Below are 22,178 nucleotides of genomic sequence, written 5' to 3'. Positions count from 1 at the left end.
TCGCGGGCGGTACTCCGTCGGATCGGCCACGGCACTAGATCCGCTCCGGGGACTCGATGCCGAGCAGCGAGAGGCCGAGCGTCAGCACGCGCGAGGTGAGCGCGGCCAGGGCCAGCCGCGAGTCGCGCAGCTCGGGCGTGGCCGCGGTCAGGACGGGGCAGGTCGCATAGAAGGAGGAGAAGGCGCTCGCCGTCTCGTAGAGGTAGGTGCAGAGCTTGTGCGGCGCGTACGCCCGGGTCGCCGCCGCGCAGGCCTCGGGGAAGCGCAGGATCCGGACCAGCAGCTCCCGCTCGCGCGGGTCCGCGAGCAGCACCGGGGCCTCGGTGGCCGCTTCCTCGGTCACGCCCGCGCGGCGCAGCACCGAGCGGATCCGGCAGTGGGCGTACTGGAGGTAGGCGGCGGTGTTGCCGGTCATCGCCAGCATCCGGTCCCAGTCGAAGACGTAGTCCTTGCGGCGGTCGTGGGCGAGGTCCGCGTACTTGACCGCGCCGATGCCCACCGCGCGCGCCACCGTCCCCCACTGCTCCTCCGGCAGCTCGCCCCGCTGTTCGGCGATGGTCGCGGCCCGGTCGATCGCCTCGACCAGCAGGTCGACGAGCTTGACCGAGCCGCCCGCGCGGGTGCGGATGGTCCGGCCGTCGGAGCCGAGGATGGAGCCGAAGCCGATGTGCTCGGCGTGGTGGTCGTCGGTGAGCCAGCCGGCCTCGCGCAGCACCGCGAAGACGACGGCGAAGTGCTGTGCCTGCGGGCTGCCGACGACGTAGAGCAGGTCGTCGGCGCCGCGGTCCTCGATCCAGTACCGGGCGGTGGCCAGATCGGTGGAGGCGTAGCCGTAGCCGCCGCCCTTCTTGCGGACGATGACGGCCAGCGGCTCGCCCTCGCGGTTGGTGAAGCCCTCGGGGAAGGCGCAGATCGCGCCGCCGCTGACCTTGACCAGCCGCTTGGCGCTGAGTTGCTTGACGACGTCGGCCAGGAACGGGTTGTAGAAGCTCTCGCCGTAGACGTCGGCGGGGGTGAGCTGGATCCCTAGCAGCTGGTAGACCTGCTCGAAGTGCGTGGCCGACTCCTCGACGAGCTGCTGCCACAGCTCCCGCGTCTCCTGGTGGCCGCCCTGCAGCAGCACCACGCGGCGGCGCGCGCGGTTGGCGAAGTCCGGCTCGGTGTCGAACTTCTTGCGGGCCTCCTGGTAGAAGCCGTTGAGGTCGCCGAGTGAGAGGCCGCCCCGCGAGGAGGCCGCCGCGGGGCCGGTCAGGCCCTCGTCCACCAGGTGCTCGATGAGCATGCCGAAGGGCGTGCCCCAGTCGCCGATGTGGTTGTGCGGTACGACCTCGTGTCCGGCGAACCGCAGCAGCCTGCTGATCGCGTCGCCGAGCACCGTCGAGCGCAGGTGGCCGACGTGCATCTCCTTGGCGACGTTGGGGCTGGAGTAGTCGATGGCGATCCGTCGGGATCCCTCGACCTGCGGGAAGCCGAGCCGCTCGTCGGCCGCCAGGGCGCGCGCCCGCTGGGCGAGGCAGGCGGGGGTGAGCACCAGGTCGATGAACCCGGCGCGGGCGATCCGTGGCGGCTCGACCAGGTCGGCGGCGTCCAGGTGGGCCACGATGTCCGCGGCGACCTCGCGTGGGTCGCGGCCGGCGCGGGCGGCCAGGCCCATCGCGACGTTGCTCTGGTAGTCCACGCCGGGCTGCCGGGACGGCCGGATCACCGCCTCGGCCGGGGTGATCGGGAGATCCAGCGCGGCCTGCACCGCCGTGGCCACCCGCTGTCCCAGCTCGACGCTCAGGTTACCGTGCACCACTGGTCATGACCTCCTGGTCTGGGTCGAACTCGGTCGGTCCGCCGGTGCGGGTGCGGGGCCGGGCGCGCAGTACGAGCAGTGCGGCCGCGGCCGCCGCCAGGGCCACGGCGGCGCAGGTGAGCGTGGCGATGTGGACGCCGGCGACGAAGGACCGCCGCGCGGCCGCGAGCGCGGTGGATGTGGATCCCGTCAGGGCGTCGCCCAACGACTCGCGCAGCCGGGCGGCCTGGTCGCCCGTCAGCCCGGCGGGCAGGGTGAGCCGGGCCCGGTAGACGGCGGCCTGCAGGGTGCCGATCAACGCGATGCCGAGCGCGGCGCCGACCTCGAAGGCGGTCTCGGACACCGCGGCGGCCGCCCCCGCGCGGTCCGGCGGAAAGGCCTCGACCACGGTGTGGTTGGTGACCGCGACGCTCAGCCCGGCGCCCGCGCCGAAGACGGCCATCGGCAGCAGCACCAGCGGGTAGTCGGCCGCCGTGCCCACCGGCAGGTAGAGCAGGCAGCCCAGCCCCATCAGCGCCAGGCCGAGGGGGACGACCCGGCGACGGCCCCACGCCGCGACCGCGGGCGCCGCCGCGCCCCCGCCCAGCACCGCCGTCAGCGCGCCCGGCAGCCCGGCCAGTCCGGAACGCAACTGCGACCAGCCCAGCACGAGTTGGAAGTACTGGGCGAAGAGCAGCGACAGCGCGGCCGTCACGAACATGGCGACCAGTGCCGCGGCCACCGACACGCCGTACGCGCGGCGCCGGAACAGCCGCAGGTCGATCAGCGGCTCGGCCAGTCGCCGCTGCCGCCGCACGAACGCGGTGAGGGCGCCGATCCCGAGCAGCGCCGTGACCGCGACACCGGGGTGCAGCGGGCCACTGCGGGCGGCCTCCTTGACGGCGTAGACGGCCGTCACCATGCCGACCACCGACAGTGCCGCGCTCGGCGCGTCCAGCCGTCCCGGTTGGGGGGCGCGGGACTCGGGCAGCACCAGCAGGCCGGCCGCCAGCACCAGGGCGCAGACCGGGACGTTGACCAGGAAGACCGAGCCCCACCAGAAGTGACCGAGCAGCAGTCCGCCGAGGACCGGTCCGAGGGCGAAGCCCGCCACCGAGGTGCTGCTCCACAGGCTGATCGCCCAGGTCCGTTCGCGGGGGTCGGTGAACACGCCGCGCAGGATCGACAGCGTCGACGGCATGATGGTGGCCCCGGCCGCCCCCAGCGCCGCGCGGGCGGCGATCAGCAGCGCGGGGCTCGGCGCGAAGGCCGTCGCGGCGGAGGCGAGACCGAAGAGGGCCACGCCGAGCAGCAGCAGGCGCCTGCGGCCGATCCGGTCGCCCAGGTTGCCCATGGTCACCAGCAGCCCGCCGAGCACGAAGCCGTAGACGTCGGCGATCCACAGGATCTGGTTGGCCGACGGCCGCAGCGCCCGGGTCAGCGCCGGGACGGCCAACGTGACCACCGTGGCGTCGATCGCCAGCAGCAGCGCGGCCAGGCAGCAGACGGCCAGCGTCGCCCAACGGCGGTCTGTCGCGGGCCGGTTCACGTGTCGTCCGCGCGGACGACCAGGGTGGACCACTCCGTCAGCACCGTGGCGCCCGTGGCGTCCAGCACCTCGGTACGCAGGGTCAGCGACAGGTTGCCGGCCAGGGACTTGGCCTCCTCGATCAGCACCACGCAGGAGAGCCGGTCACCCGCGAGTATCGGCCGCTGGTAGACGAAGCGCTGGCCGCTGTGCACCACGCGGGCGAAGTCGATGCCCAACTCCGGGTCGCCGGTGACCTGTTCGGCGGCCTGCTGGGTGAAGACCACGGGGAAGGTCGGCGGCGCGAGCACGTCGGCGTGGCCCAACGCCCGTGCCATCGCGGCGTCGCGGTAGATCGGCGAGTCGTCGCCGATGGCGCGGGCGAAGGCGCGGATGTGCTCCCGGCCGATCTCGTAGGGCTCCGTGGGCGGGTAGACCCGGCCGACCGCGTCCAGGACCGCGGGCCGTCTCATCGCTCCGTCCCCTCGGCGACCGCCGTGCGGGCGGCGATGTGGACCGGGCACGTCCAACTGTCGTCGGGGACACGGCCCGAGTACATCACCGTCTCCGGGTGGTCGCCGTCGAAGAACTCCAGCGCCGGGTTGACGTAGCCCTGCAGCTTGCGGTCGCGGGTGCGGATGGTCTGCGTGATGCGGGGCATCAGCCCGTTCTCGCGCAGGATGTTGAACTGCTCGTGCGCGTTGAACACCATCGTCGGCCGGCCCGGCCGCCGCGCGAGGCGGGAGGACGCCGGGTGCATGCCGACGATGAAGAACGGCCGCCCGGCGAAGCTGAAGGAGAAGCCCTTGGTGTTGGGGTCGGCGCCGACGATCGGGTTCCAGTGGTGGTGCTCGCGGTCCAAGTCGTGCAGCAACTGCAGCTGCTGCCAAAGCAGTTCCTCGAACTGCCGCTCGTCCGCGCAGTCGGGACCGGCGTAGCAGGCGACGAAGGAGGCGAAGGTCTCCTGCCGGATCGGGAAGTCCTGGATGAACTGCCACAGGTCCGCCGCCACCGCCCGCGCGCTCGCGGGCGTGCCGAGTTCCGGGTAGGCGCCGAACCGGTAGTCGCCGCGGCGCAGCAGGCCCCGGCCGACCACGCAGGGGTAGGGGTCGTCCATCACCATGGCGCGGAACGACTCGTGCGCGACCTCCGCCTCCGGATCCGCGGGCGCCGCCTCGGGCGCCAGCTTGACCAGGCGGTTGTCGAGAAATCCGTGATACGAGCGCGCGACCTCGGCCGAGGCGGGCGCGAAGGGGTTGTGCCCTGCTGCGTTCACCACAGTTCCTTCCACACACCGGTCCGGGTCAGACCGCGGCGGCGAGCACGCCCTGGATGCTGCGGACCAGGTCGCCGACGGTGCTGCCCTCCTTGAGGTCGTCCTCGGAGATGCTCACCTCGAACCGCTCCTCGGCGGCCACGACGACCTCGACCATCAGCAGCGAGTCGACGTCGAGGTCGTTGACAAAGGACTTGTCCATCTCGACCTCGGCCGGGTCGGTACCGGCGACCTCCTGGAGGATGGCGGCCAGGCCCTCGCGGATCTCTTCGTCGTTCATGGCGGTTCCCTTCGGTTGGGTGTGTGTCTTTCGGCTGGCTTCGGAAAGAGCGGGGGTCACGGCTTCCACGCGCGCAGGATCGCGACGGCGTTGTGGCCGGCGAAGCCGAAGGAGTTGCTCATCGCGACGTCGACCTTGTGCTCCTGCGCGGTGTGGGGCACGTAGTTGACCTCGGTGTCCTCCGGGTCGAAGCAGTTGACGGTCGGTGGGACGACGCCGTCGCGGATCGTGTGCAGGGCCACGATGGCCTCGACCGCGCCGGCCGCGCCGATCATGTGGCCGGTCATCGACTTGGTGGAGCTGATCGGCACCCGCAGCGCGTGTGCGCCCAGGACCTGACGGATCGCCAGGGTCTCGATCCGGTCGTTCAGCTTGGTGCTGGTGCCGTGGGCGTTGATGTAGTCCACCTCGGACGCGTCGATCCGGGCGTCCGTGAGCGCGCCGCGCATCGCCTGCTGGGCGCCGGCGCCCTCCGGGTGCGGGGCGGTGGGGTGGTAGGCGTCGGTGCTCGCCCCGTAGCCGACCAGTTCGGCGAGGATCGGCGCGCCGCGGCGCATCGCCCGCTCCGCCTCCTCCAGCACCAGCACGCCGGCGCCGGAGGCCATGATGAAGCCGTCGCGCTCGTTGTCGAACGGGCGGCAGGCGTGCTCCGGGTCGTCGTTGCGGCGCGACAGCGCGCGCGCCGAGCAGGCCGAGGCGATGTCCGAGCGGGTCACCGACTGGTCCGCGCCGCCGGCCAGCACCACGTCGCAGGCGCCGTACTGGATCCAGCGCATCGCCTCGCCGATCGCGGAGGTGCCGCTGGCGCAGGCGGTGCTGATCGCGCCGGAGGGGCCCTTGGCGCCGAAGCGGATCGCGATCTCGCCCGCCGCGTTGTCGATGGCCGAGGCCGCCGAGGTGAACGGGCCGATGCTGCGCGCGCCCTTCTCCTGCAGGCCGAGGGTCACCTGGGACTGGATCGTGCTGGGGCCGTAGCCGGAGCCGATCTGCACGCCGACCCGCGGCGCCAGCTCCTCGTCGATCTCGATCTTGGCCATGTCGACCGCCTCGACGGCGGCGGCCAGCGCGTACTGCGCGAACGGGTCGATCCGCCGCCACACCTTGCGCGGCATGTACTGCTCCGGGTCGAAGCCCTTGACCTGGGCCGCGATCTGGGTCGGCAGGTCGGAGACGTCGAAGTCCTCGATCCGGGCGATGCCGCTGCGGCCCGCGAGCAGCGAGTCCCAGAACGCCGCGGAGCTCAGGCCGATCGGCGAGATGACCCCGCAGCCGGTGATGACCACCCGGCGGCGCGGTGCGTGCTCACTGCTCATCAGTGGGTCTCTCCTCTTCGTTCTTGCTGACGTTCTTGGAGGCGGGGTTCGGGGCGGAGTCGGTGGCGGCGCCGGGGAAGTCGCCGTCGAGCTCGGTGATCCCGGGCGGGGCGTCGGCGATGGTCACCGGGATTTCGAGGACGGCGACGCGGCCCTTGGAGCTGTTCAGCAGCGCCTCGCCGAGCAGGTCGGCCAGCGCGGACTTGTCGCGCACCACCGCGTGCCAGGCGGCGGGGTGGACCGGGAGGGTGCTCCCCATCTCCTCGCCCAAGAAGGCGAAGCGCGTCGACTCGGCGCCGTGTTGGTCGAGTTGGCACTGCAGCCAGCCGTAGCCGCTGTTGCGCAGCACCACGTAGGTGACGCCGACGCCCTCGCGGGCCAGCGTCGCGATGTCGTTCGCGACCATCGCGAACGCGCCGTCGCCGACGAAGGCGATCACCGGCCGGTCCCCGGCGGCGAGCTTGACGCCGCCCGCGGCGGCGGTGCCGAAGCCCAGCGTGGTCTGCTCGGAGGGGACCACCGAGCCCGCCTCGGCGCCGACGGTCCAGTGCGGGAAGAAGTAGGACCACATGTCCTGCAGGCCGTTCTCCTGCACCAGGATCCGGTCGGCGGGCGCGAGCCGGTCCAGCGCGGCGAGGACCTCCGCGACGTGCAGGGTGTCGCCCGCGGCCATCTCGGCCAGCCGGGCGGCGACGGCGGCGTGGGCGGCGGCGCGGCACTCGGTCACGGTGTCCGGCCAGGTGGCGTCAGCCTCGGCCTCCGTGGGGTGGGGGCCGAGCTCGCGCAGCCAGTGCGCGACGACCGCCGCGCCCTCGCCCAGCAGGCCGAGGCCCGGGAACTCCGTGGACAGCCCGGCCGGGTCGAGGTTGACCTGCAGCACCGGTACCCCGGGGCCGACGAAGCCGTTGAAGGTCGCGGTCTCCTCCAGCCGGCTGCCGAGCGTGATCAGCAGGTCGGCCTCGGACCAGACCGGCGCCAGCTCGGCCGGGGAGTACAGACCGGCCAGGCCGGCGAAGTGCGGGTGCGTCTCGTCGACGACGCCGCGCCCGGAGGCGGTGGCGAAGACCGCCGCGCCGAGCCGGTCCGCGAGGGCCTCGATGCGGCGCTCCCCGTTACGGCCGCGCATGCCGCCGCCGACCAGCAGCACCGGTCGCCGCGCGGCCCGGACCAGCGCCAGGGCCCGCGAGTCGACGCCGTCCGCGGTGACCGCGGTCGCGACCTCCGGGGCGTCCGCCCACGGGCGGGTGCGGACGATCTCCAGGTCCAGCAGGTCGTCCGGCAGCTCGACGTAGACGGGGCCGGGCGCGCCCGACGCGGCGAGCAGGAACGCCTTGTCCAGCGCCGGAACCAGCCGGTCCGGGTGGTCGATCCGCGCGGCCCACTTCACCAGCGGGCGGACCAGGGCGAGTTGGTCGACCTCCTGGAAGGCGCCGGAGTCGCGGCGCTTGGTCGCGGTGCCGCCCGCCAGCACGACCAGCGGCACGCCGGAGGTGTGCGCCTCCAGCAGCCCGGTGACCGCGTTGGCCACGGCCGGGCCCTTGCCGACGACGCAGACGGCGGTGCGCCCGGACTGCAGCGCGTGGCCGGTGGCCAGGAACAGCGCGCTGCGCTGGTCACGGCAGAGCAGCATCCGCACCGGCGCGTCCTCCAGCGCGTGCAGCGCGCCGAGGTCGTCACCGGGCAGACCGAACACCGTGTCGACCCCGTGGTGGACGAGCGCGTCCACCACGGCGTGCCACGGACTGGGGTAGGTGGTCTCCGCCATCAGCTCTCAGACTCCGATTCCGTACTGGGCAACGGACTTGGACAGCAGCAGCGGCTCGGCGGTGCGCCTGCCCCGGTAGGCGGCGTAGTTGGCCATGACGCCACGGCCGCCGAAGGGGTGGTTGCCGTTGTCGACGTCCAGCAGGGTGCGGTTGACGCCGACGGTGTGCCGCTCGCGCAGCTTCTCGACCAGGGCGTCCTCGGTGCCGTAGACCATCGCGCCCATCGACCGCTCGGCGAAGTAGGGCGAGAAGAGCACCTTCTCCAGCCGCTCCGGGTCGTCGTAGACCACGACGTTGAAGATCGGCGAGAAGAACTCGCTGATGTCCAGCTGGTCTTCGATGTTCCGCACCAGCACCGTCGGGCGGACCAGGCCGGTGCGGAAGTCGACCTCGCCGCCGTGCACCACGTGCTCCCGGTTGCGCAGCAGGAACTCGGTGGTGGCACGGATCGCGGAGTCGTAGTAGACCGCGCCGTAGTCCGCGTCCGGGTCGGTGTAGGCGCCGTGGCGCTGTTCGGCGAGGCGCTTGGTGAGGCCCCCGACGAAACGATCCTGCAGGGAGGCGTGGACGAAGAACACGTCCGGCCCGAAGCAGTCCTGGCCGGAGTTGTGCAGCCGGATCCGGATCGCGTCCTCGACCGCCCGCTCGCCGTCCGCGTCCGGGCCCACCACGAACGGGTTGATGCCCTGGCCGAAGAAGACCATCAGCTGGTCGCGGCGCAGCTTGCCGCGCAGTTCCTCGGCGTTGTTGTAGGCGCCGGTGAAGACCACCACGTCCGCCTCGGCGGCCGGGCCGGAGACGAACTGACGCTGGTTCAGCGTCGACATCTCGATCGGCAGGCCGTGCACCGGGGCGAACAGCTCGTGCAGCCGGCGTGTCTGCGCGGCCACCTGGCTGGAGGGCCGCATCGAGATCCGCTCGACGAACAGCGAGGGCAGCACCGCGTGCAGCACGTAGGAGTAGAGCACCACGTTCGAGGACATGAAGCCGGCCAGCCGGGAGACCCGCCCGGGCCGGTAGCGGTCGATCTCCTCGACGGCGCCCTCCAGGGTGACGATCGAGTCCTCGATCTCCTCGTCGACCGCCCGGCGCACCGAGATCTCGGTGAGGATCTCCGCGATCTGCTCCGGCTGCTCGCGCAGGAAGGCGACCATGTCGTGCACCGCGTGCAGGCGGTCGGGCAGCGGCACGTTGGCCGAGGCCAGCGCGGCGACCGGCACCACCGGGCGGGCCGCCCGGTCGCCGATGGCGTCCTGCGCCTGCCGCCGCAGCTCCACCATGTCCGGCTTGCCGTTGGCGTTCAGCGGGAACTGCTCGACCACGATCACCCGGTTCGGCTGCTCGTAGGAGGGCAGCAGCGCGTCGATCTCGCGGCGCCACAGCTGGGCGCTCGACCCGTCCGGGTCGGCCACCACGAACACCAGCTGGCAGCCGCGCCGTTCGTCGTCCAGCGCGACGATCTTGACCGGGCGCCCGCAGGCCTCCGCGCGCCGCTCGATCGACTCCGGGTAGAGGGTGTGGCCCAGGCGGTGCACCGCGTACTTGCGGCCCACCACGTACAGGTTGCCGTGGGTGTCCCAGTAGCCGAGGTCCTGCGTGTGGTAAGCCTCGGACCCGAGCGGGGCGACCTCGCCGGCCTCGTCCAGGTAACCGACCATCATGGCCGGGCTGCGCACGATGATCTCGCCGGTGCTGCCGATCGGCACCGGGCTGCCGTCGGCGTCGACGATGGTGACCTCGACGCCGTCCAGCGGACGGCCGCAGCCCTCCGGGTTGTCCACGCTCGCCAGCGCGATGTTGCCGGCCTCGTTGCTGCCGTAGCCGTCGAGCACCGGCACCCCGAAGGTGGCGGCGAACCGCGCGGCGAAGGTGCTGCTCATCGGCGCGCCGCCGACGCACCACATCCGCACCGTGGCCAGCTCCACCAGCAGCTGCGGGCGACGCTCGGTCAGGTTCAGGATGCTGTGCAGCGTCGACGGGGTGGCGTCCACCACCGTCGCGCCCGCCTCCGAGCCCACCTTGAGCGCCTGGTCGAGGCGGTTGGTCGGGGTGACGATCAGGGTGCAGCCGAGCCGCCACCAGATCAGCACCAGGGTCAGGCCGTAGAAGTGCGAGAACGGCACCAGCGGCAGCAGCACGTCGCTCGCCTGGTAGCCCATCCGTTCGCGGGAGCGCTCCAGGTCGTCCAGGAGTGCCCGGCCGGAGCGGACGATGCCCTTGGGCAGTCCGGTCGAACCGGAGGACCAGGTGATCAGTGCGTCCTCGCGCCGCTCCCACGCGGAGAAGTCCAGCTCGGCGTCGAGCTCGGTCTCGGCCGGCTCGGCCTCGACGGCGTCGAGCGGGATGGTCCGCACGTGCGGGGCGATCTCCTCGCCCCGGTGCGAGACCGCCCACGGGGCCTTCGTCAGCGTGGCCGCCCGGGTGCACTCCTGGTCGGTCTGCCGGTCGTCGAGCAGCACGACGGAGACGTCGAGGTGCATCAGGGCCAGCAGCGCCGTCACCATCGAGGGTGAGTTGTCGGCCTTGAGCAGCACCCGCTCACCGGTTCTCACGCCGGTCCGGCGCAGCACCGCCGCCAGTCTCAGCGCCGCACCGGCGATGTCCTGCGCCGTACGGGTGCCGGACCCGGTGACCAGGGTCGCCTGGGGAAGTTCCACGATCTCTCCTCAGTCGTCGTTGTGAGGCCGTGTCAGTGCTCGCCCACGGCGCCGGATATCCGGCCGGTGAGGCGCTTCATCGGGGCCGGCGCCCACCAGGCGGCGGCACCGAAGATCTTGAGGAAGGCGGGCACCAGCACGCCGCGCACCAGCACCGCGTCGAGGATCACCGCGAGCCCGGTGCCGATGCCGAAGAGCTTGGCCAGCGACACCCCGGAGATCGCCGTCGAGAAGAAGGAGACGGCCAGGATCGCCGCCGCCGCGGTGATGATCGGGCCGGAGCCGCCGAGCCCCTCGCGCACCGCGCCGATCGGGTCGCCGGACTTCGTGTAGCGCTCCTTGATCCGCGAGAGCACGAACATCTCGTAGTCCATCGAGAGCGCGTAGGCGATGCAGAGCAGCAGGACCGGCATGGTGACCGCGATCGGCGCGGGGGTGACGTCGAGCAGGCCGGCCAGGTGCCCGTCCTGGAAGATCCAGATCATCGCGCCGAGCACCGCGCCCAGGCCGAGCGCGTTGAACAGCACCGCCTTGAGCGGCAGCAGCACACTGCCGGTCGCCAGGCTCAGCAGCACCAGGGTGAGCAGTGTGGCCAGCCCGATCGCGAGCGGCAGTCGCGCGCCGATCGACGCCGTCACGTCCACGTACTGGGCGGCGAGGCCGCCGACGTACACCCGGTGCCCGCCGGGCACGGGGACCGCCCGCACGCTCGTCACCAGCTGCTCGCCCGCGGGGGAGTAGGGCACCACGTCGTCGGCGACCTGCAGCACCGTCGCCGCGCCCGCGGTGAGGCCGGGGACCGGCCCGCCGACCGGCCGGCCCTGCTGGAACCGTCCGGCGGCGCTGGTCACCGAGGTCACGTGCGGCAGGGCGGACAGGCGCTGCGCGTAGGCGGCCAGATCGGTGGGCGAGCCGTCCGGCCAGTCCTGGCCGACCAGCGACAGGGCGTTCTCGTCGTCGCCGCTGAACTGGGTGCGGGCGAGGTCGGCCACCACCCGGCTCTCGGTGCCCTTGGGCAGCGCCCGCTCGTCCGGGACGCCGAACTGGGCTCCCGTCAGCGGCGCGGCCACCACCACCAGCAACCCGGCCACCAGCAGCCCGGCCACCAGCGGGCGGCGCATCACGCCACCGGCGATCCGGCCCCAGAGCCGGTCCTGCGGAGCCTTCGCCTCGGCCGCCGTCCCGGCGGCGCGCTTGCGCCGGACGGCGCGGGAGTCGATCCGGTCGCCCACCAGCAGCAGCGCGGCGGGCAGCGGCAGCAGCGCGCACAGCACCGTGATGGCGACGACCGCGACCCCGGCGTAGGCGAAGGAGCTGAGGAAGTACTGTTTGAACACCACCAGCGTGCTGAGCACCGCGGCAACGATCGCTCCGCTGAAGACCACCGTGCGTCCGGCCGTCCGCAGCGTGGCCGCCAGGGCCGGGCGCGCCTCCAGGCCGCCCGCGCGTTCCTCCCGGTAGCGGGAGACGATCAGCAGGCTGTAGTCGACGGCCAGTCCCAGGCCCAGCGCGGTGGTCAGGTTGACCGCGAACACCGACACCGAGGTGGCCTGGCCCAGCCCGTAGAGGACCGCCAGCGAGCCGGAGATCGACAGGACCCCGATGAACAGCGGCAGCAGCGCGGCGACCACCCCCCGGAAGACGAAGAACAGCAGGATCAGCGTCAGCGGCAGCGCGATGCCCTCGGAGGTCGCCAGGTCGTTGTTGGTCTGGTCGGTCAGGTCGTTGGTGACCTGCGCGATGCCGCCGAACCGCACGGCGACCGGCCCGGAGGCCCGGGCCAGCTCGTCGTGCAGCTTCGTCGTGGTGCGCGCCACCGCGTCCTCGTCGCCGCTGACGTTCACCGTGGTCAGCGCGCTGTGCCCGTCGCGGGAGCGCAGCCCGGGGTCGCCCGTGGCGAAGTAGCTGTCCACGACGTGGACCCCGGGTGTCGACGTCAGCGTGGCCAGCAGCCGCTTGCCGGTCGCGGTGGCCTGCGGCGCGTCCACGCCCGCGTGGCTCTGCACCAGCAGCACCAGGTTCGCCTGGCTCGCCGGGAACTTGGCCGCGAGCAGCTGCGTCGCCTGCGAGGAGTCCGACGCCGGGTCGTCGAACCCGCCGTTCTTCATCGCCGCCGACGCGCCGCCCGCCAGCACCCCGGTCAGCACCAGGAACAGCACGCTGATCCAGAGCACCCAGCGCGGCCGGCGCAGCGCGAGCGGCAGCCGGCGGGCGTGCTCGGCCGTACCTGGGCCGGGGGGCGCCGGGGCGGCGACCGGCGACGTGGGCATGGAGGACACGGGAACCAGCTCCTGGGGTCGAGCGGACGGTCGAGCGGCGGGGGTTCGGGGTGGTGTCAGGCGCCGGCGCGCAGCAGCCGGAGTTCCTCGGCCACGGTGGCGACGGAGGCGCGGATCTGCTTCTCGGTGTGCTCCGAGGTGATGAAGAAGCGCAGCCGGGCCTCGGCCTCCGGTACCGCCGGGTACATGATCGGGTTGACGCTGATGCCGCGGTCGAACAGCACCTCGGCGAGCTTGAGCGTCATCGCGGAGTCGCCGACGATGCAGGGCACCACGGGGGAGTCGGAGCTCGGCCCGGTGTCCAGACCGGCCTTGCGGGCCTCGGCGAGGAACAGCTCCGCGTTGCCGCGCAGCCGCTCCAGGCGCTCCGGCTCGTCGCGCATCGCCCGGATCGCGGCCAGCGCGGCGGCGGTGTTCGGCGGCGTCATGCCGACGCTGTAGACGAAGCCCGGCACGCTGTACTTGAGGTAGCGCACCACGTCCGCCGAACCGCCGACGTAACCGCCGCAGCTGGACAGCGACTTGGACAGGGTCCCGGCCCACAGGTCGATCCGGGAGCGGTCCACGCCGAAGTGGTCGCCGACGCCGCCGCCGTTCTTGCCGATGGTGCCGATGCTGTGCGCCTCGTCGACCAGCACGATCGCGCCGTGCTTCTCCTTGACCTCGATCAGCCTGGGCAGGTCCACCAGGTCGCCGTCCATGCTGTAGACGCCCTCGACCACGATCAGGCAGCGGCGGTAGCGCGGCCGAGCCCGGGTCAGCAGCTCGTCGAGCGCGGTCATGTCGTTGTGCGGGAACGGCAGTCGCCGGGCGCCGGAGAGCTTGCAGCCCTGCAGGATGCTGTCGTGCGCGAGTTCGTCGTGAACGACGAGGTCCTCCGCGCCGAGCAGGTGCCCGATCACCGACACGTTGGTCGCGTGGCCGCTGACCATGACGATGGCGTCCTCGGTGCCCAGCAGCGTGGAGAGTTCGGCCTCCAGCTCCCGGTGCACCGGCCGGTCGCCGGAGAGGAAGCGGCTGGCCGAGACGGAGCTGCCGTAGGTGTCCAGCGCCTCGCCGACGGCCTGCTTGATCGCCGGGTGGCCGGACAGGCCGAGGTAGTTGTAGCTGGAGAAGCAGACCAGCTCGCGGCCCTCGATCCGGGAGGTGTCGGTCGCGGTGCCCTCGTGCAGCAGGAAGTACGGGTTGCGGGTGCCGGGTTCGTCGATCTGCGCCGCGAGCGCCAGCGCTTCGGGGAAGTCCTCGATCCTGCGCTCCTGCGCGACGGCGTCGGCCGGTTCGTCGGGGACGGCGGGTGCGGTGGCCTGCGGTGCGGCCGCCGCCGCCGGGACACCGAGCAGGCCGGCGACGGCGTCGACGATCTCACGGATGGTCGGCCGGGTCGCGATGACTCCGCCCGCGAGCTGCTCGGCCAGGTGCGGCCAGGTGTTGCGCACCGAGGCCATCAGCTCGGTCAGCATCAGTGAGTCGAAGCCGAGCTCCTGGACCACCAGGTGGTCGTCGTGCAGCTGGTCGGCCGGGAAGGCGCTGATCCGGGAGATGTGCCCGACGACCGTGCCGCGCACCGCAAGCCGCTCGGCGGCGCCCGCCGTCGCGGTGGGCGCGGGCCGTGCCGCCGGGGGGAGCGCGGCCGGAGTCCGCACCACGGCCTCCGCCGTCACCACCGTCGTCGGCGCGGGGGCGAACTCGGCGAGTTCGGCGACGCCGAGACTGCGCAACGTCGCGAGCTGCTCGCGCAGCAGGGACACGACCTCGTTCACGGGATGCTCCTTCACGGGGGGTTGGGGCAGCACGGCCCTCGCGGCGATGGCGGGCGGTTCGGCCGGGGCGGTCGCTTCGGCCGTGCCGGCCGTCGCCGCCGGGACCGGCCGGGGCGCCAGGAAGGCGGAGGTGTCCCGCGGCTTCTGTGCGTCGACCCAGTAGCGCCGGGTGCGCAGCGGCGACGGCGGCAGTGAGAGCAGCCGGGGCGTGCCCTCGAACAGTGGGGTGAGGCCGACGGGCAGTCCGAGGACGGCCAGTTGGCCGAGCCCGGCGAGGAAGGTGCGCGCGTCGTCCGGCTTCTCGCCGGTCAGCGCGACGTAGTGGAGCCCCTCCTCCTCGCGGAGGTTCTGCCGGACGGTGGACAGCAGGCCTCTGCCGCCCGCGAGTTGCACGAAGATCCGGGCGTCCGCGTCGTGCGCGGCTCTCGCGGCGTCGGCGAAGCGGACCGGGGCGAGCGCGTGCTCGGCCCACAGCACCCGCAGCCGCTCCGGGGCGGCGCAGGCCGCGCCGCTCACCGAGGAGACGAAGGTCAGCCCCGGCGCGCCGATCGGTGCGTCGGCGAGGTCGCTCTCGATGCCCTCGCGCGCGCCGGCGAGCAGCGGGGAGTGGAAGGCGTTGGACACCTCCAGCCGCACCGCCGGGAGGCCCTCGGCGGCGCAGCGCCGCCCGGTCTCGGCGAGCCCGGCCTCGGTGCCGCTCACCACGGTCTGGCCGGGGTGGTTGTAGCAGCTCGGCCAGGCCCCGTCGACGCCGTGCAGCAGGGCCTCGACGCGCTCGGCGTCGCCGCGGACCGCAAGCATCCCGCCGCGGACCTCGGCCTCGGCGTCCCGCATCCGGCGGCCCCGGGTCGCGAGCAGTCCCAGGGCGGCCTCGTCGGTCATCGCTCCGGCGATCGCCGCGGCCGGGAACTCGCCCACGCTGTGTCCGAGCGTGAGGTCGGCCCGCACCCCGCACTCCGCGAGCAGGCGGGCCATGGACAGCCCGAGCAGGCCGAGCGCGGGCTGGCAGACGTCGGTGCCCGTCAGTCGGGCGCGGCCCGCGTCGCTCGCGGCTTCCGGACCGTAGAGCGCGTCGAGCGCGGAGAACCCGGCCTGCTCCCGCAGACCCGCGTCCAGCGCCTCGGCCCGTCCGCGCAGCGCCCCGAAGCGTTCGACCAGGTCGCCCAGCATGCCGGGGCGCTGACTGCCCTGGCCGGGGAAGAGGAAGGCGACCTGGCGCTTCTTGGCCGGCAGTGGCGTCCTGCCCGCGAACCCGGCGTCGCCCAGCACGCCCAGCCTGCCGTCGGCCAGCTGTTGTTGAGCCTGCGTCAGTTTCTCGCGCAGCTCGGCGAGGTCGCTCGCGACGACGGCCAGGCGGGCGGGCAGCGGGGTGCGCTGGGCCAGCGTCCAGGCCAACTCGCGTGCGGTGGCGTGGGGCTGTGTGGCGAGCTCGTCGAGCACCGCGCCGATGTGGTCGGCCAGCAGGGCCGGGGTCCCGGCCGACAGCAGGAACAGCTCGGGGCGCTCGGGCTCGTCCGGGGCGGGCGTGGTGGCCGGGTTGTCCGGCGCGTCCTGGAGCACCACGTGGACGTTGGTGCCGCCGAACCCGAAGCCGTTGACCCCGACGCGGCGCGGCGCGTCCTCGGCGGGCCACGGCACAGGGGCGTCGGCGATCCGCAGGCCCGCCTCGGCCATGCCGACCGCCGGGTCCACCTCGGTCTCCGGCTGCGGCACGACCGTGCCGTGGTGCAGCACCAGGGCGGCCTTGATCACGCTGGCCATGCCGGCCGCGCTGAGGCCGTGCCCGATCAGGCTCTTGACGGAGGAGAGGTAGGCGCCGCGGTCCGGTCTGCCCATCAGGTCGGCGGTCCGCACCGCCTTGATGGCGTCCAGCTCGGTCCGGTCGCCGACGACGGTCGCGGTGCCGTGCGCCTCGATGAAGCCGACGGAGTCCATGGTGCACTCCGCGTCGGCGTAGGCCCGGCGCAGCGCGACCTCCTGTCCCTCCTGACGCGGCGTCATCGGACCGTCCGTGACACCGTCGTTGGAGGAGCCGACGCCGCGCACCACGGCGTAGACCCGGTCGCCGGCGGCGAGGGCCTCGTCCAGCGGCCGCAGGACGACGGCGCCGATGCCCTCGCCGAGCACGAAGCCGTCCGCGCGCCGGTCGAACGGGCGGCAGACCCCCGCCTGGGACAGCGCGCCGACCTTCGCGAAGCCGACCAGGCCGTTCGGCGCCAGCGCCAGGTAGGCGCCGCCGACCACGGCCTCGCGGCAGTGCCCGGCGCGCAGGTGGGTGACCGCCTCGTAGAGCGCCACCAGGCTGGAGGAACACGCGGCGTCGACGGTGAAGCTGGGCCCGCCGAGGTCGTAGTACTGGCTGACGGTGGCGGCGGCCATGTTCAGCAGCACACCGGGCACGGTGAACGGCTGGATCTGCTTGACGTCGGGGCTGTACTCGGCGTACTCCGAGCTGCTCAGCCCGAAGAAGACACCGGTCGTGGCCCGGTCGAACGGGCGGCGCTCCCAGCCGGCGTCCTGCAGGGCCTCGCGGGAGACCTGGAGCAGCAGTCGGTGCTGCGGGTCCATGTTCTGCACGCGGCGCGGCGACATCCGGAAGTGCGCGGCGTCGAACTGGTCGACCTCGTCGATCACCGCGATCTTGTCGGTGTAGGAGGCCTTGGAGCCGCGCTTGTCGGTCGGGTCGAAGTACTCCGCGTGGTCCCAGCGCTCCGCGGGGACCGAGCGGAACTGCCGCTGCCCGCCGAGCAGCAGACGCCAGTACTCCTGCAGGTTCCGTGCCCCTGGGAAGCGGCAGCTCATTCCAACGATCGCGATGTCGCGCACCAGGTACCTCGCCGTCAGATCGGTGGTCCAAGACTGGCTTGCGGCCAGCCGTCGCGAACGCTGTCATGTGTTCGAGGCAGGAGTCAACATCTGTGACAGCTCTGAGTGCTGTCATTTCACCTGGTCAGAGCGGCCGTTGGGGCAGTGGCCAGCGACTGGCCCACCACTGTTGGCCGTAACGTTTTATGACAGCAATGCCGTGGACTTCGCGCGTCGACCGACGTTCACCGTAAGGTTCTGTGACATTCGACGGGTCGGATGCATGCCGGGCGCGAAAACGGGGCAGGGCCGGCACCGTGAGCGGTGCCGGCCCTGCCGGTTCTCCGGTGACATTCTCCGGTCAACGGTGGAGCCGCGCCTGAGTCCGGGTCAGGGCGACCAGGACGCAGGACGGATTGCCCGCGGGCAGCGCGAGCAGGTCGCCGATGGCGTCGACGAACCCGGCGACCACGGTGCCCGTCAGCCCCAGTGCGCCCGCGGACCGGACCGCCCGGTACGCGGACTTCACCGGGCCGAGCCCGTCCGTGGCGGCGCGCGGCAGCGCATGCCGTGGCGGACCGCCCCGTGCGGCACCCGCCGCGAAGCCCAGCACCGCGTCCGCCGCGAGCAGTGCAGCCGGCTCGGCGGCGCAGCTCGCGAGCCGCCGCGCGGACTGGGCCGCCTCGACCGGGGCCAGTGCGTTCGTCCGCGGCCGGTAGCGGTAGATCCCGGAGGCCAGCCCGGTGATCCGGTTCGCCACCACGTACAGCCCCAGCGCGCCGGGGCAGGCCCGGTCCGCGGCACCGAGATGCGCCACCGCGGCCAGCAGCGTGGCGAGTTGGGCCGCCTCGACCGGAGCGCCGAGCCGTGCGTCAGGAGACGGCAACGGCTCACCGGGCCGCCCCGGCGGGGGCAACGGCACGTGCGGTCGCTGTCGCGGCGGTCTTTCGTACTCCGATTCCGTGCGGCAGCCGTGGTCCGGCTCACCGCAACGCGTGCATGACTGATCTGACATGAGCGAGACGCCCCCGTACACGCGTGCTTCGTGTTGTGGTCGAGCTCGGTCGGCCGGGTCCGGTCCCGGCGGGGTTCCGCCGGGACCGCCGTGCTTGTCAGTCACCCATGGCGTGGAAGCCGCCGTCGGCGTGGACGATCTCGCCCGTGGTCGCCGGGAACCAGTCCGAGAGCAGGCCCACCGCCGCGCGCGCGGCCGGCTCGATGTCGTCGGCCTTCCAGCCCAGCGGCGAGCGCGCGTCCCAGGTGGACTCGAACTCCTCGAAGCCGGGGATGTTCTTGGCCGCGATGGTGCGCAGCGGGCCGGCCGCGACCAGGTTCACCCGGATCCCCTTCGGGCCCAGGTGCCGGGCCAGGTAGCGGGAGCAGGACTCCAGACCGGCCTTGGCGACGCCCATCCAGTCGTAGGAGGACCAGGCGACCGTGGCGTCGAAGTCCAGGCCGACGATGGAGCCGCCGTCGTGCATCAGCGGCAGGGTGGCGGTGGCGAGCGCCTTGAGCGAGTAGGTGGAGACCTGCAGCGCCGTCGAGACGTCCGACCAGCCGGTGTTGAGGAAGTTGCCGCCCAGCGCCTCGGCGGGGGCGAAGCCGATCGCGTGCACCACGCCGTCGAGCCCGTCCACGTGCTCGCGCACCCGGTCGGCCAGTGAGGCGAGCTGGTCGTCGTCGGTCACGTCCAGCTCCAGCACCGGCGCCGGCGTGGGCAGCCGCTTGGCGATCCGCTCGACCAGGCTCAGCCGCCCGAAGCCGGTGAGCACCACCTGCGCGCCTTCCTCCTGCGCCAGCCGAGCCACGTGGAAGGCGATGGAATCACTGGTCAACACGCCCGTGACCAGGATGCGCTTGCCGGCCAGAATGCCCATGGAAACCCCAATTCTGTGCGAGAACGCGCTCTCCGGCGCCCGCGAATTCGGTATTGAATTACTCCCCGGGACGGGGTGGACCGCTACCGATTTTCGGCCGCCCGTGGATCAGGTGCGGGAACGCGTGGTGAATCGGCAGAAAATGCCTCGCGGGAAGAACGTGCCAAGCGTTCATGGATCGGCAATCACCGGCGTGTAACGCGACTTGCCCTCTGGTTCGGGGCAGTTCCCGTGCGACCTGGGCGGTCGCGTGCCGATCCCAACTCGGTTGCGAAGCTAGCAGCATGATCGAGCATCGGGCAAGGGTCCACCGCCCTGTCCGCTTTCTCCGCATCCAAAGGTCCGAAGGCGTACGCCGCCCCGCAGTGGTACGACGACGGGACGAACGAGCTGTGAACACCACAACAAGATCGGCGCCCGGAGGCGACCGCCACGGGCCTTGTCGATTAAATGGTGAGGCGCTGCGTGCGCCCACTGAATTGGAGCGCTCTCCATTACCTGGGGGACGGATGACCACGGACTCTGTGCGAACGCGTGACCTCGAACTCCTGCACTCTTTGGAATCGGTGGTCGAGACCAATCTCGAACGCCATCTGGCGGCCGCCAAGGAGTGGATGCCGCACGACTACGTGCCGTGGAGCGAGGGGCGCGACTTCGCCTTCCTCGGCGGCGAGGACTGGCGGCCGGAGGACTCCCGCCTCGATCCGGTGGCCAAGGCCGCGATGATCATCAACCTGCTGACCGAGGACAACCTGCCCTCCTACCACCGGGAGGTGGCCGTCGCCTTCGGCCGCGGCGGCGCGTGGGGCGAGTGGGTCAACCGCTGGACCGCGGAGGAGGCCCGTCACAGCATCGCGCTGCGCGACTACCTGGTGGTCACCCGCGGCGTCGACCCGGTCGAGCTGGAAAGGCGCCGGATGGCGCACATGCAGACCGGCTACGCCGGCACGACGGACTCGGTCGTCCGCGACCTCGCCTACGTCTCCTTCCAGGAGCTCGCCACCCGCGTCTCGCACCGCAACACCGGCCGCGCCACCGGCTGCCCGGTCGCGGACCGCCTGCTGACCCGGATCTCCACCGACGAGAACCTGCACATGGTCTTCTACCGCAACCTGCTCCAGGCCGCGTTGGAGATCCAGCCGAACGAGACCCTGCAGGCGATCCGGGACGAGGTGATCGGATTCGAGATGCCCGGCAGCGCGGAACCCGACTTCGCGCGCAGCTCGGTGGCCATCGCCAAGGCCGGCATCTACGACCTGAGGCTCCATCACGACGAGGTCGTCACACCGGTGCTGCGCTTCTGGCGGGTCTTCGAACTGGCCAGCCTCTCCGCCGAGGGCGAGCGGGCCCGCGAGGAACTCGCTGAGTTCCTTGCCCTGTTGGACCACAAGGCCGACCGCTTCGTCGAACAGCGCGACCGTCTGCTCGCCCGCCAGGCCGCTCAGCGGGAGCGGCTCGCGGGCTGAACGGGACCGCGTTCCGCGTGGTCAGCGCTCGCCGCGTTCGGCCACGAGGCCGACCAGGGTCCGCCAGGCGCGCGCGGCCCTGCGGTGGGTGCCGGTCTCGTCGAAGAGTTCGGCGGCGCGGCGGCAGGACTTCTCGCCGTCCGCGGCGCGTCCACCCGCCATCTGGACCTCCGCGGCGGCCAGCAGGCTCTCGGCCAGCTCGTGCGGGGGCAGCCCGGGGGCCGGGCGGACGTCGTCGGCGCGGGACAGGGCCTCCTCGAACAGCCCCTTGCGGGCCAGCACCGTCGCCTCCACCGCGGCCAGTTGGACCCGGTCCGCCTCGGTACCCACCATCGAGAACGCGTGCCGGGTCCAGCCCAGCCGCTCGTCGACCGCGTCCGCCGGTCGGTCGGTGGCCAGCCAGACCCGCACCGTCGTCAGCGCGAGCCGCGCCGACTGCCGCAGGTCGGTGCGCGGCGGCAGCAGCTCCGCGGCGCGCTCCAGCAGTGGGACGGCGTCGGCGGGGTGGCCGGTGGCGACGTGCAGGTCGGCGGCGGCCCAGCAGGCCAGGCCGCGCAGCCGGTCGGTGGGCAGCTCGTCCAGCCGGTCCAGGATGTCGTGCAGCGCGTCGCCCGCCCGGTCCAGGTCGTCGCAGGCCGTGTACGCGGCGATCAGCGCCAGCCTGGCGCGGCACCACTCGAGCGCGCTGGCGTCGAGCTCGGCCGCCGCGGCGACCGCCTGCTCCGCCGCGCGCACCGCCTCCGGCAGTCGCCCGCGGCTCTGCGCCAGCTCCGCGATCGCGGCCGCGACCCGCGCGCGCAGCCGGATCGAGCTGTTGGTGAGCGGGTCGTCGAGCAGGCGTCGCAGCACCGCGTCCCGGTCCACCGGCTGGTCCAGGTCGCCGTAGGTCTCGGCCAGCTCCCAGGAGGCCTCCCAGGCGACGTCGTCCTCGCCCAGCGAGTCCGCTTCGTCGACCAGCGTCACCAGCTCCTCGGCCGCGAACGCGGAACCGCCCTCGGCGCGGGCGCTGCGCGCGACCACCAGCCGGCGCACCAGATCCGCGCGCTCGTCGGCGTTCGCCTGCGCGGGCGGGACGACGCCGAACTCGCTCAGCGGTACACCGAGGCGTTCGGCGATGGCCTGGGCGATCTCCTCGCTCGGCATGCGGCGGCCGGACTCGATCAGCGAGATATAGCTCGGCGACACCTCGCCGCCGGCCAATTCCGACTGGGACATCTCGCGTTGACGACGCAGATTCCGAAGGCGACGTCCGAACGCAGGCTGGTCGAGCAACCCTGCTCCAAACCTTCACGCGGGCGAACGCGGCCGCCGAGGACACGGGAGAATTATCCTACCCGACGGTAAGAGATGAGACGCGGACGTCCGGTATCCGGTCACCGCCGCGCCCCCTGAAA

14 protein-coding genes are annotated in these 22,178 nt (G+C 72.7%); 1 reads left to right on the top strand and 13 read right to left on the bottom strand.

The window, feature by feature from the left end; genetic code table 11:
* Window positions 1-34 precede the first annotated feature (34 nt).
* The 12 genes from argS to fabI all read right to left on the bottom strand — a co-directional run bounded on the left by argS (window position 35) and on the right by fabI (window position 19,318).
* Window positions 35-1,795: an arginine--tRNA ligase gene (gene argS, locus DN069_RS08895; RefSeq protein WP_243639022.1), complete on the bottom strand. Its 1,761-nt coding sequence runs from the start codon at window positions 1,793-1,795 to the stop codon at window positions 35-37.
* Window positions 1,785-3,326, bottom strand: coding sequence for an MFS transporter (locus DN069_RS08890; RefSeq protein WP_165845431.1), 1,542 nt, complete (start codon window positions 3,324-3,326; stop codon window positions 1,785-1,787). The genes argS and DN069_RS08890 overlap by 11 nt, the downstream gene beginning before the upstream one ends.
* Window positions 3,323-3,778, bottom strand: coding sequence for an FAS1-like dehydratase domain-containing protein (locus tag DN069_RS08885; protein ID WP_111500323.1), 456 nt, complete (start codon window positions 3,776-3,778; stop codon window positions 3,323-3,325). Before DN069_RS08885 ends, DN069_RS08890 begins: the two co-directional genes overlap by 4 nt.
* Window positions 3,775-4,581: a guanitoxin biosynthesis heme-dependent pre-guanitoxin N-hydroxylase GntA gene (gene gntA / locus DN069_RS08880; protein WP_111500322.1), complete on the bottom strand. Its 807-nt coding sequence runs from the start codon at window positions 4,579-4,581 to the stop codon at window positions 3,775-3,777. The genes DN069_RS08885 and gntA overlap by 4 nt, the downstream gene beginning before the upstream one ends.
* Window positions 4,582-4,609: 28 nt before the next feature.
* A complete protein-coding gene (locus DN069_RS08875; protein ID WP_111500321.1) occupies window positions 4,610-4,861 on the bottom strand; it encodes an acyl carrier protein in 252 nt (83 codons plus the stop codon).
* Window positions 4,862-4,917: 56 nt separating this feature from the next.
* Entirely contained in the window at window positions 4,918-6,174 is a 1,257-nt protein-coding gene (gene fabF / locus DN069_RS08870; RefSeq protein ID WP_111500320.1) for a beta-ketoacyl-ACP synthase II, read from the bottom strand.
* On the bottom strand, window positions 6,164-7,939 hold the full coding sequence (locus DN069_RS08865; protein WP_111500319.1) for a thiamine pyrophosphate-binding protein: 1,776 nt from the start codon (window positions 7,937-7,939) through the stop codon (window positions 6,164-6,166). The genes fabF and DN069_RS08865 overlap by 11 nt, the downstream gene beginning before the upstream one ends.
* A gap of 6 nt (window positions 7,940-7,945) precedes the next feature.
* Complete coding sequence (locus tag DN069_RS08860) at window positions 7,946-10,597, bottom strand: aldehyde dehydrogenase family protein (protein WP_207892093.1); 2,652 nt, start codon at window positions 10,595-10,597, stop codon at window positions 7,946-7,948.
* A gap of 32 nt (window positions 10,598-10,629) precedes the next feature.
* Window positions 10,630-12,867 carry an MMPL family transporter gene (locus tag DN069_RS08855; RefSeq protein ID WP_133259858.1) on the bottom strand — a complete coding sequence of 746 codons (2,238 nt, stop codon included), beginning with the start codon at window positions 12,865-12,867 and terminating at the stop codon, window positions 10,630-10,632.
* Window positions 12,868-12,932: 65 nt separating this feature from the next.
* On the bottom strand, window positions 12,933-17,462 hold the full coding sequence (locus DN069_RS08850; RefSeq protein ID WP_279387886.1) for a type I polyketide synthase: 4,530 nt from the start codon (window positions 17,460-17,462) through the stop codon (window positions 12,933-12,935).
* A 340-nt stretch (window positions 17,463-17,802) separates the two neighbouring features.
* Entirely contained in the window at window positions 17,803-18,327 is a 525-nt protein-coding gene (locus DN069_RS08845) for a nitroreductase family protein (protein ID WP_111500316.1), read from the bottom strand.
* Between the two features lie 226 nt (window positions 18,328-18,553).
* A complete protein-coding gene (gene fabI / locus DN069_RS08840) occupies window positions 18,554-19,318 on the bottom strand; it encodes an enoyl-ACP reductase FabI (protein WP_111500315.1) in 765 nt (254 codons plus the stop codon).
* Window positions 19,319-19,827: 509 nt separating this feature from the next.
* On the opposite strand from fabI, the gene DN069_RS08835 reads away from it, so the two are divergent.
* Complete coding sequence (locus tag DN069_RS08835) at window positions 19,828-20,784, top strand: acyl-ACP desaturase (protein ID WP_111500314.1); 957 nt, start codon at window positions 19,828-19,830, stop codon at window positions 20,782-20,784.
* Window positions 20,785-20,805: 21 nt separating this feature from the next.
* On the opposite strand, the gene DN069_RS08830 is transcribed toward DN069_RS08835, so the two are convergent.
* A complete protein-coding gene (locus DN069_RS08830) occupies window positions 20,806-22,056 on the bottom strand; it encodes a helix-turn-helix domain-containing protein (RefSeq protein ID WP_279387885.1) in 1,251 nt (416 codons plus the stop codon).
* Between the last annotated feature and the right edge of the window lie 122 nt (window positions 22,057-22,178).

Source organism: Streptacidiphilus pinicola (genome assembly GCF_003258295.1).
GTDB lineage: Bacteria > Actinomycetota > Actinomycetes > Streptomycetales > Streptomycetaceae > Streptacidiphilus > Streptacidiphilus pinicola.
Note: the sequence above shows the minus strand (reverse complement) of the source record. Positions and strands in the feature narration are given on the sequence as shown.

What these genes read in the sequence shown, in the direction of transcription:
- DN069_RS08885 (WP_111500323.1), bottom strand. Translation starts at nt 3,778, where the DNA reads ATGAGACGGCCCGCGGTCCTGGACGCGGTCGGCCGGGTCTACCCGCCC.
- DN069_RS08875 (WP_111500321.1), bottom strand. Translation starts at nt 4,861, where the DNA reads ATGAACGACGAAGAGATCCGCGAGGGCCTGGCCGCCATCCTCCAGGAG.
- fabF (WP_111500320.1), bottom strand. Translation starts at nt 6,174, where the DNA reads ATGAGCAGTGAGCACGCACCGCGCCGCCGGGTGGTCATCACCGGCTGC.
- DN069_RS08865 (WP_111500319.1), bottom strand. Translation starts at nt 7,939, where the DNA reads ATGGCGGAGACCACCTACCCCAGTCCGTGGCACGCCGTGGTGGACGCG.
- DN069_RS08855 (WP_133259858.1), bottom strand. Translation starts at nt 12,867, where the DNA reads ATGCCCACGTCGCCGGTCGCCGCCCCGGCGCCCCCCGGCCCAGGTACG.
- fabI (WP_111500315.1), bottom strand. Translation starts at nt 19,318, where the DNA reads ATGGGCATTCTGGCCGGCAAGCGCATCCTGGTCACGGGCGTGTTGACC.
- DN069_RS08835 (WP_111500314.1), top strand. Translation starts at nt 19,828, where the DNA reads ATGACCACGGACTCTGTGCGAACGCGTGACCTCGAACTCCTGCACTCT.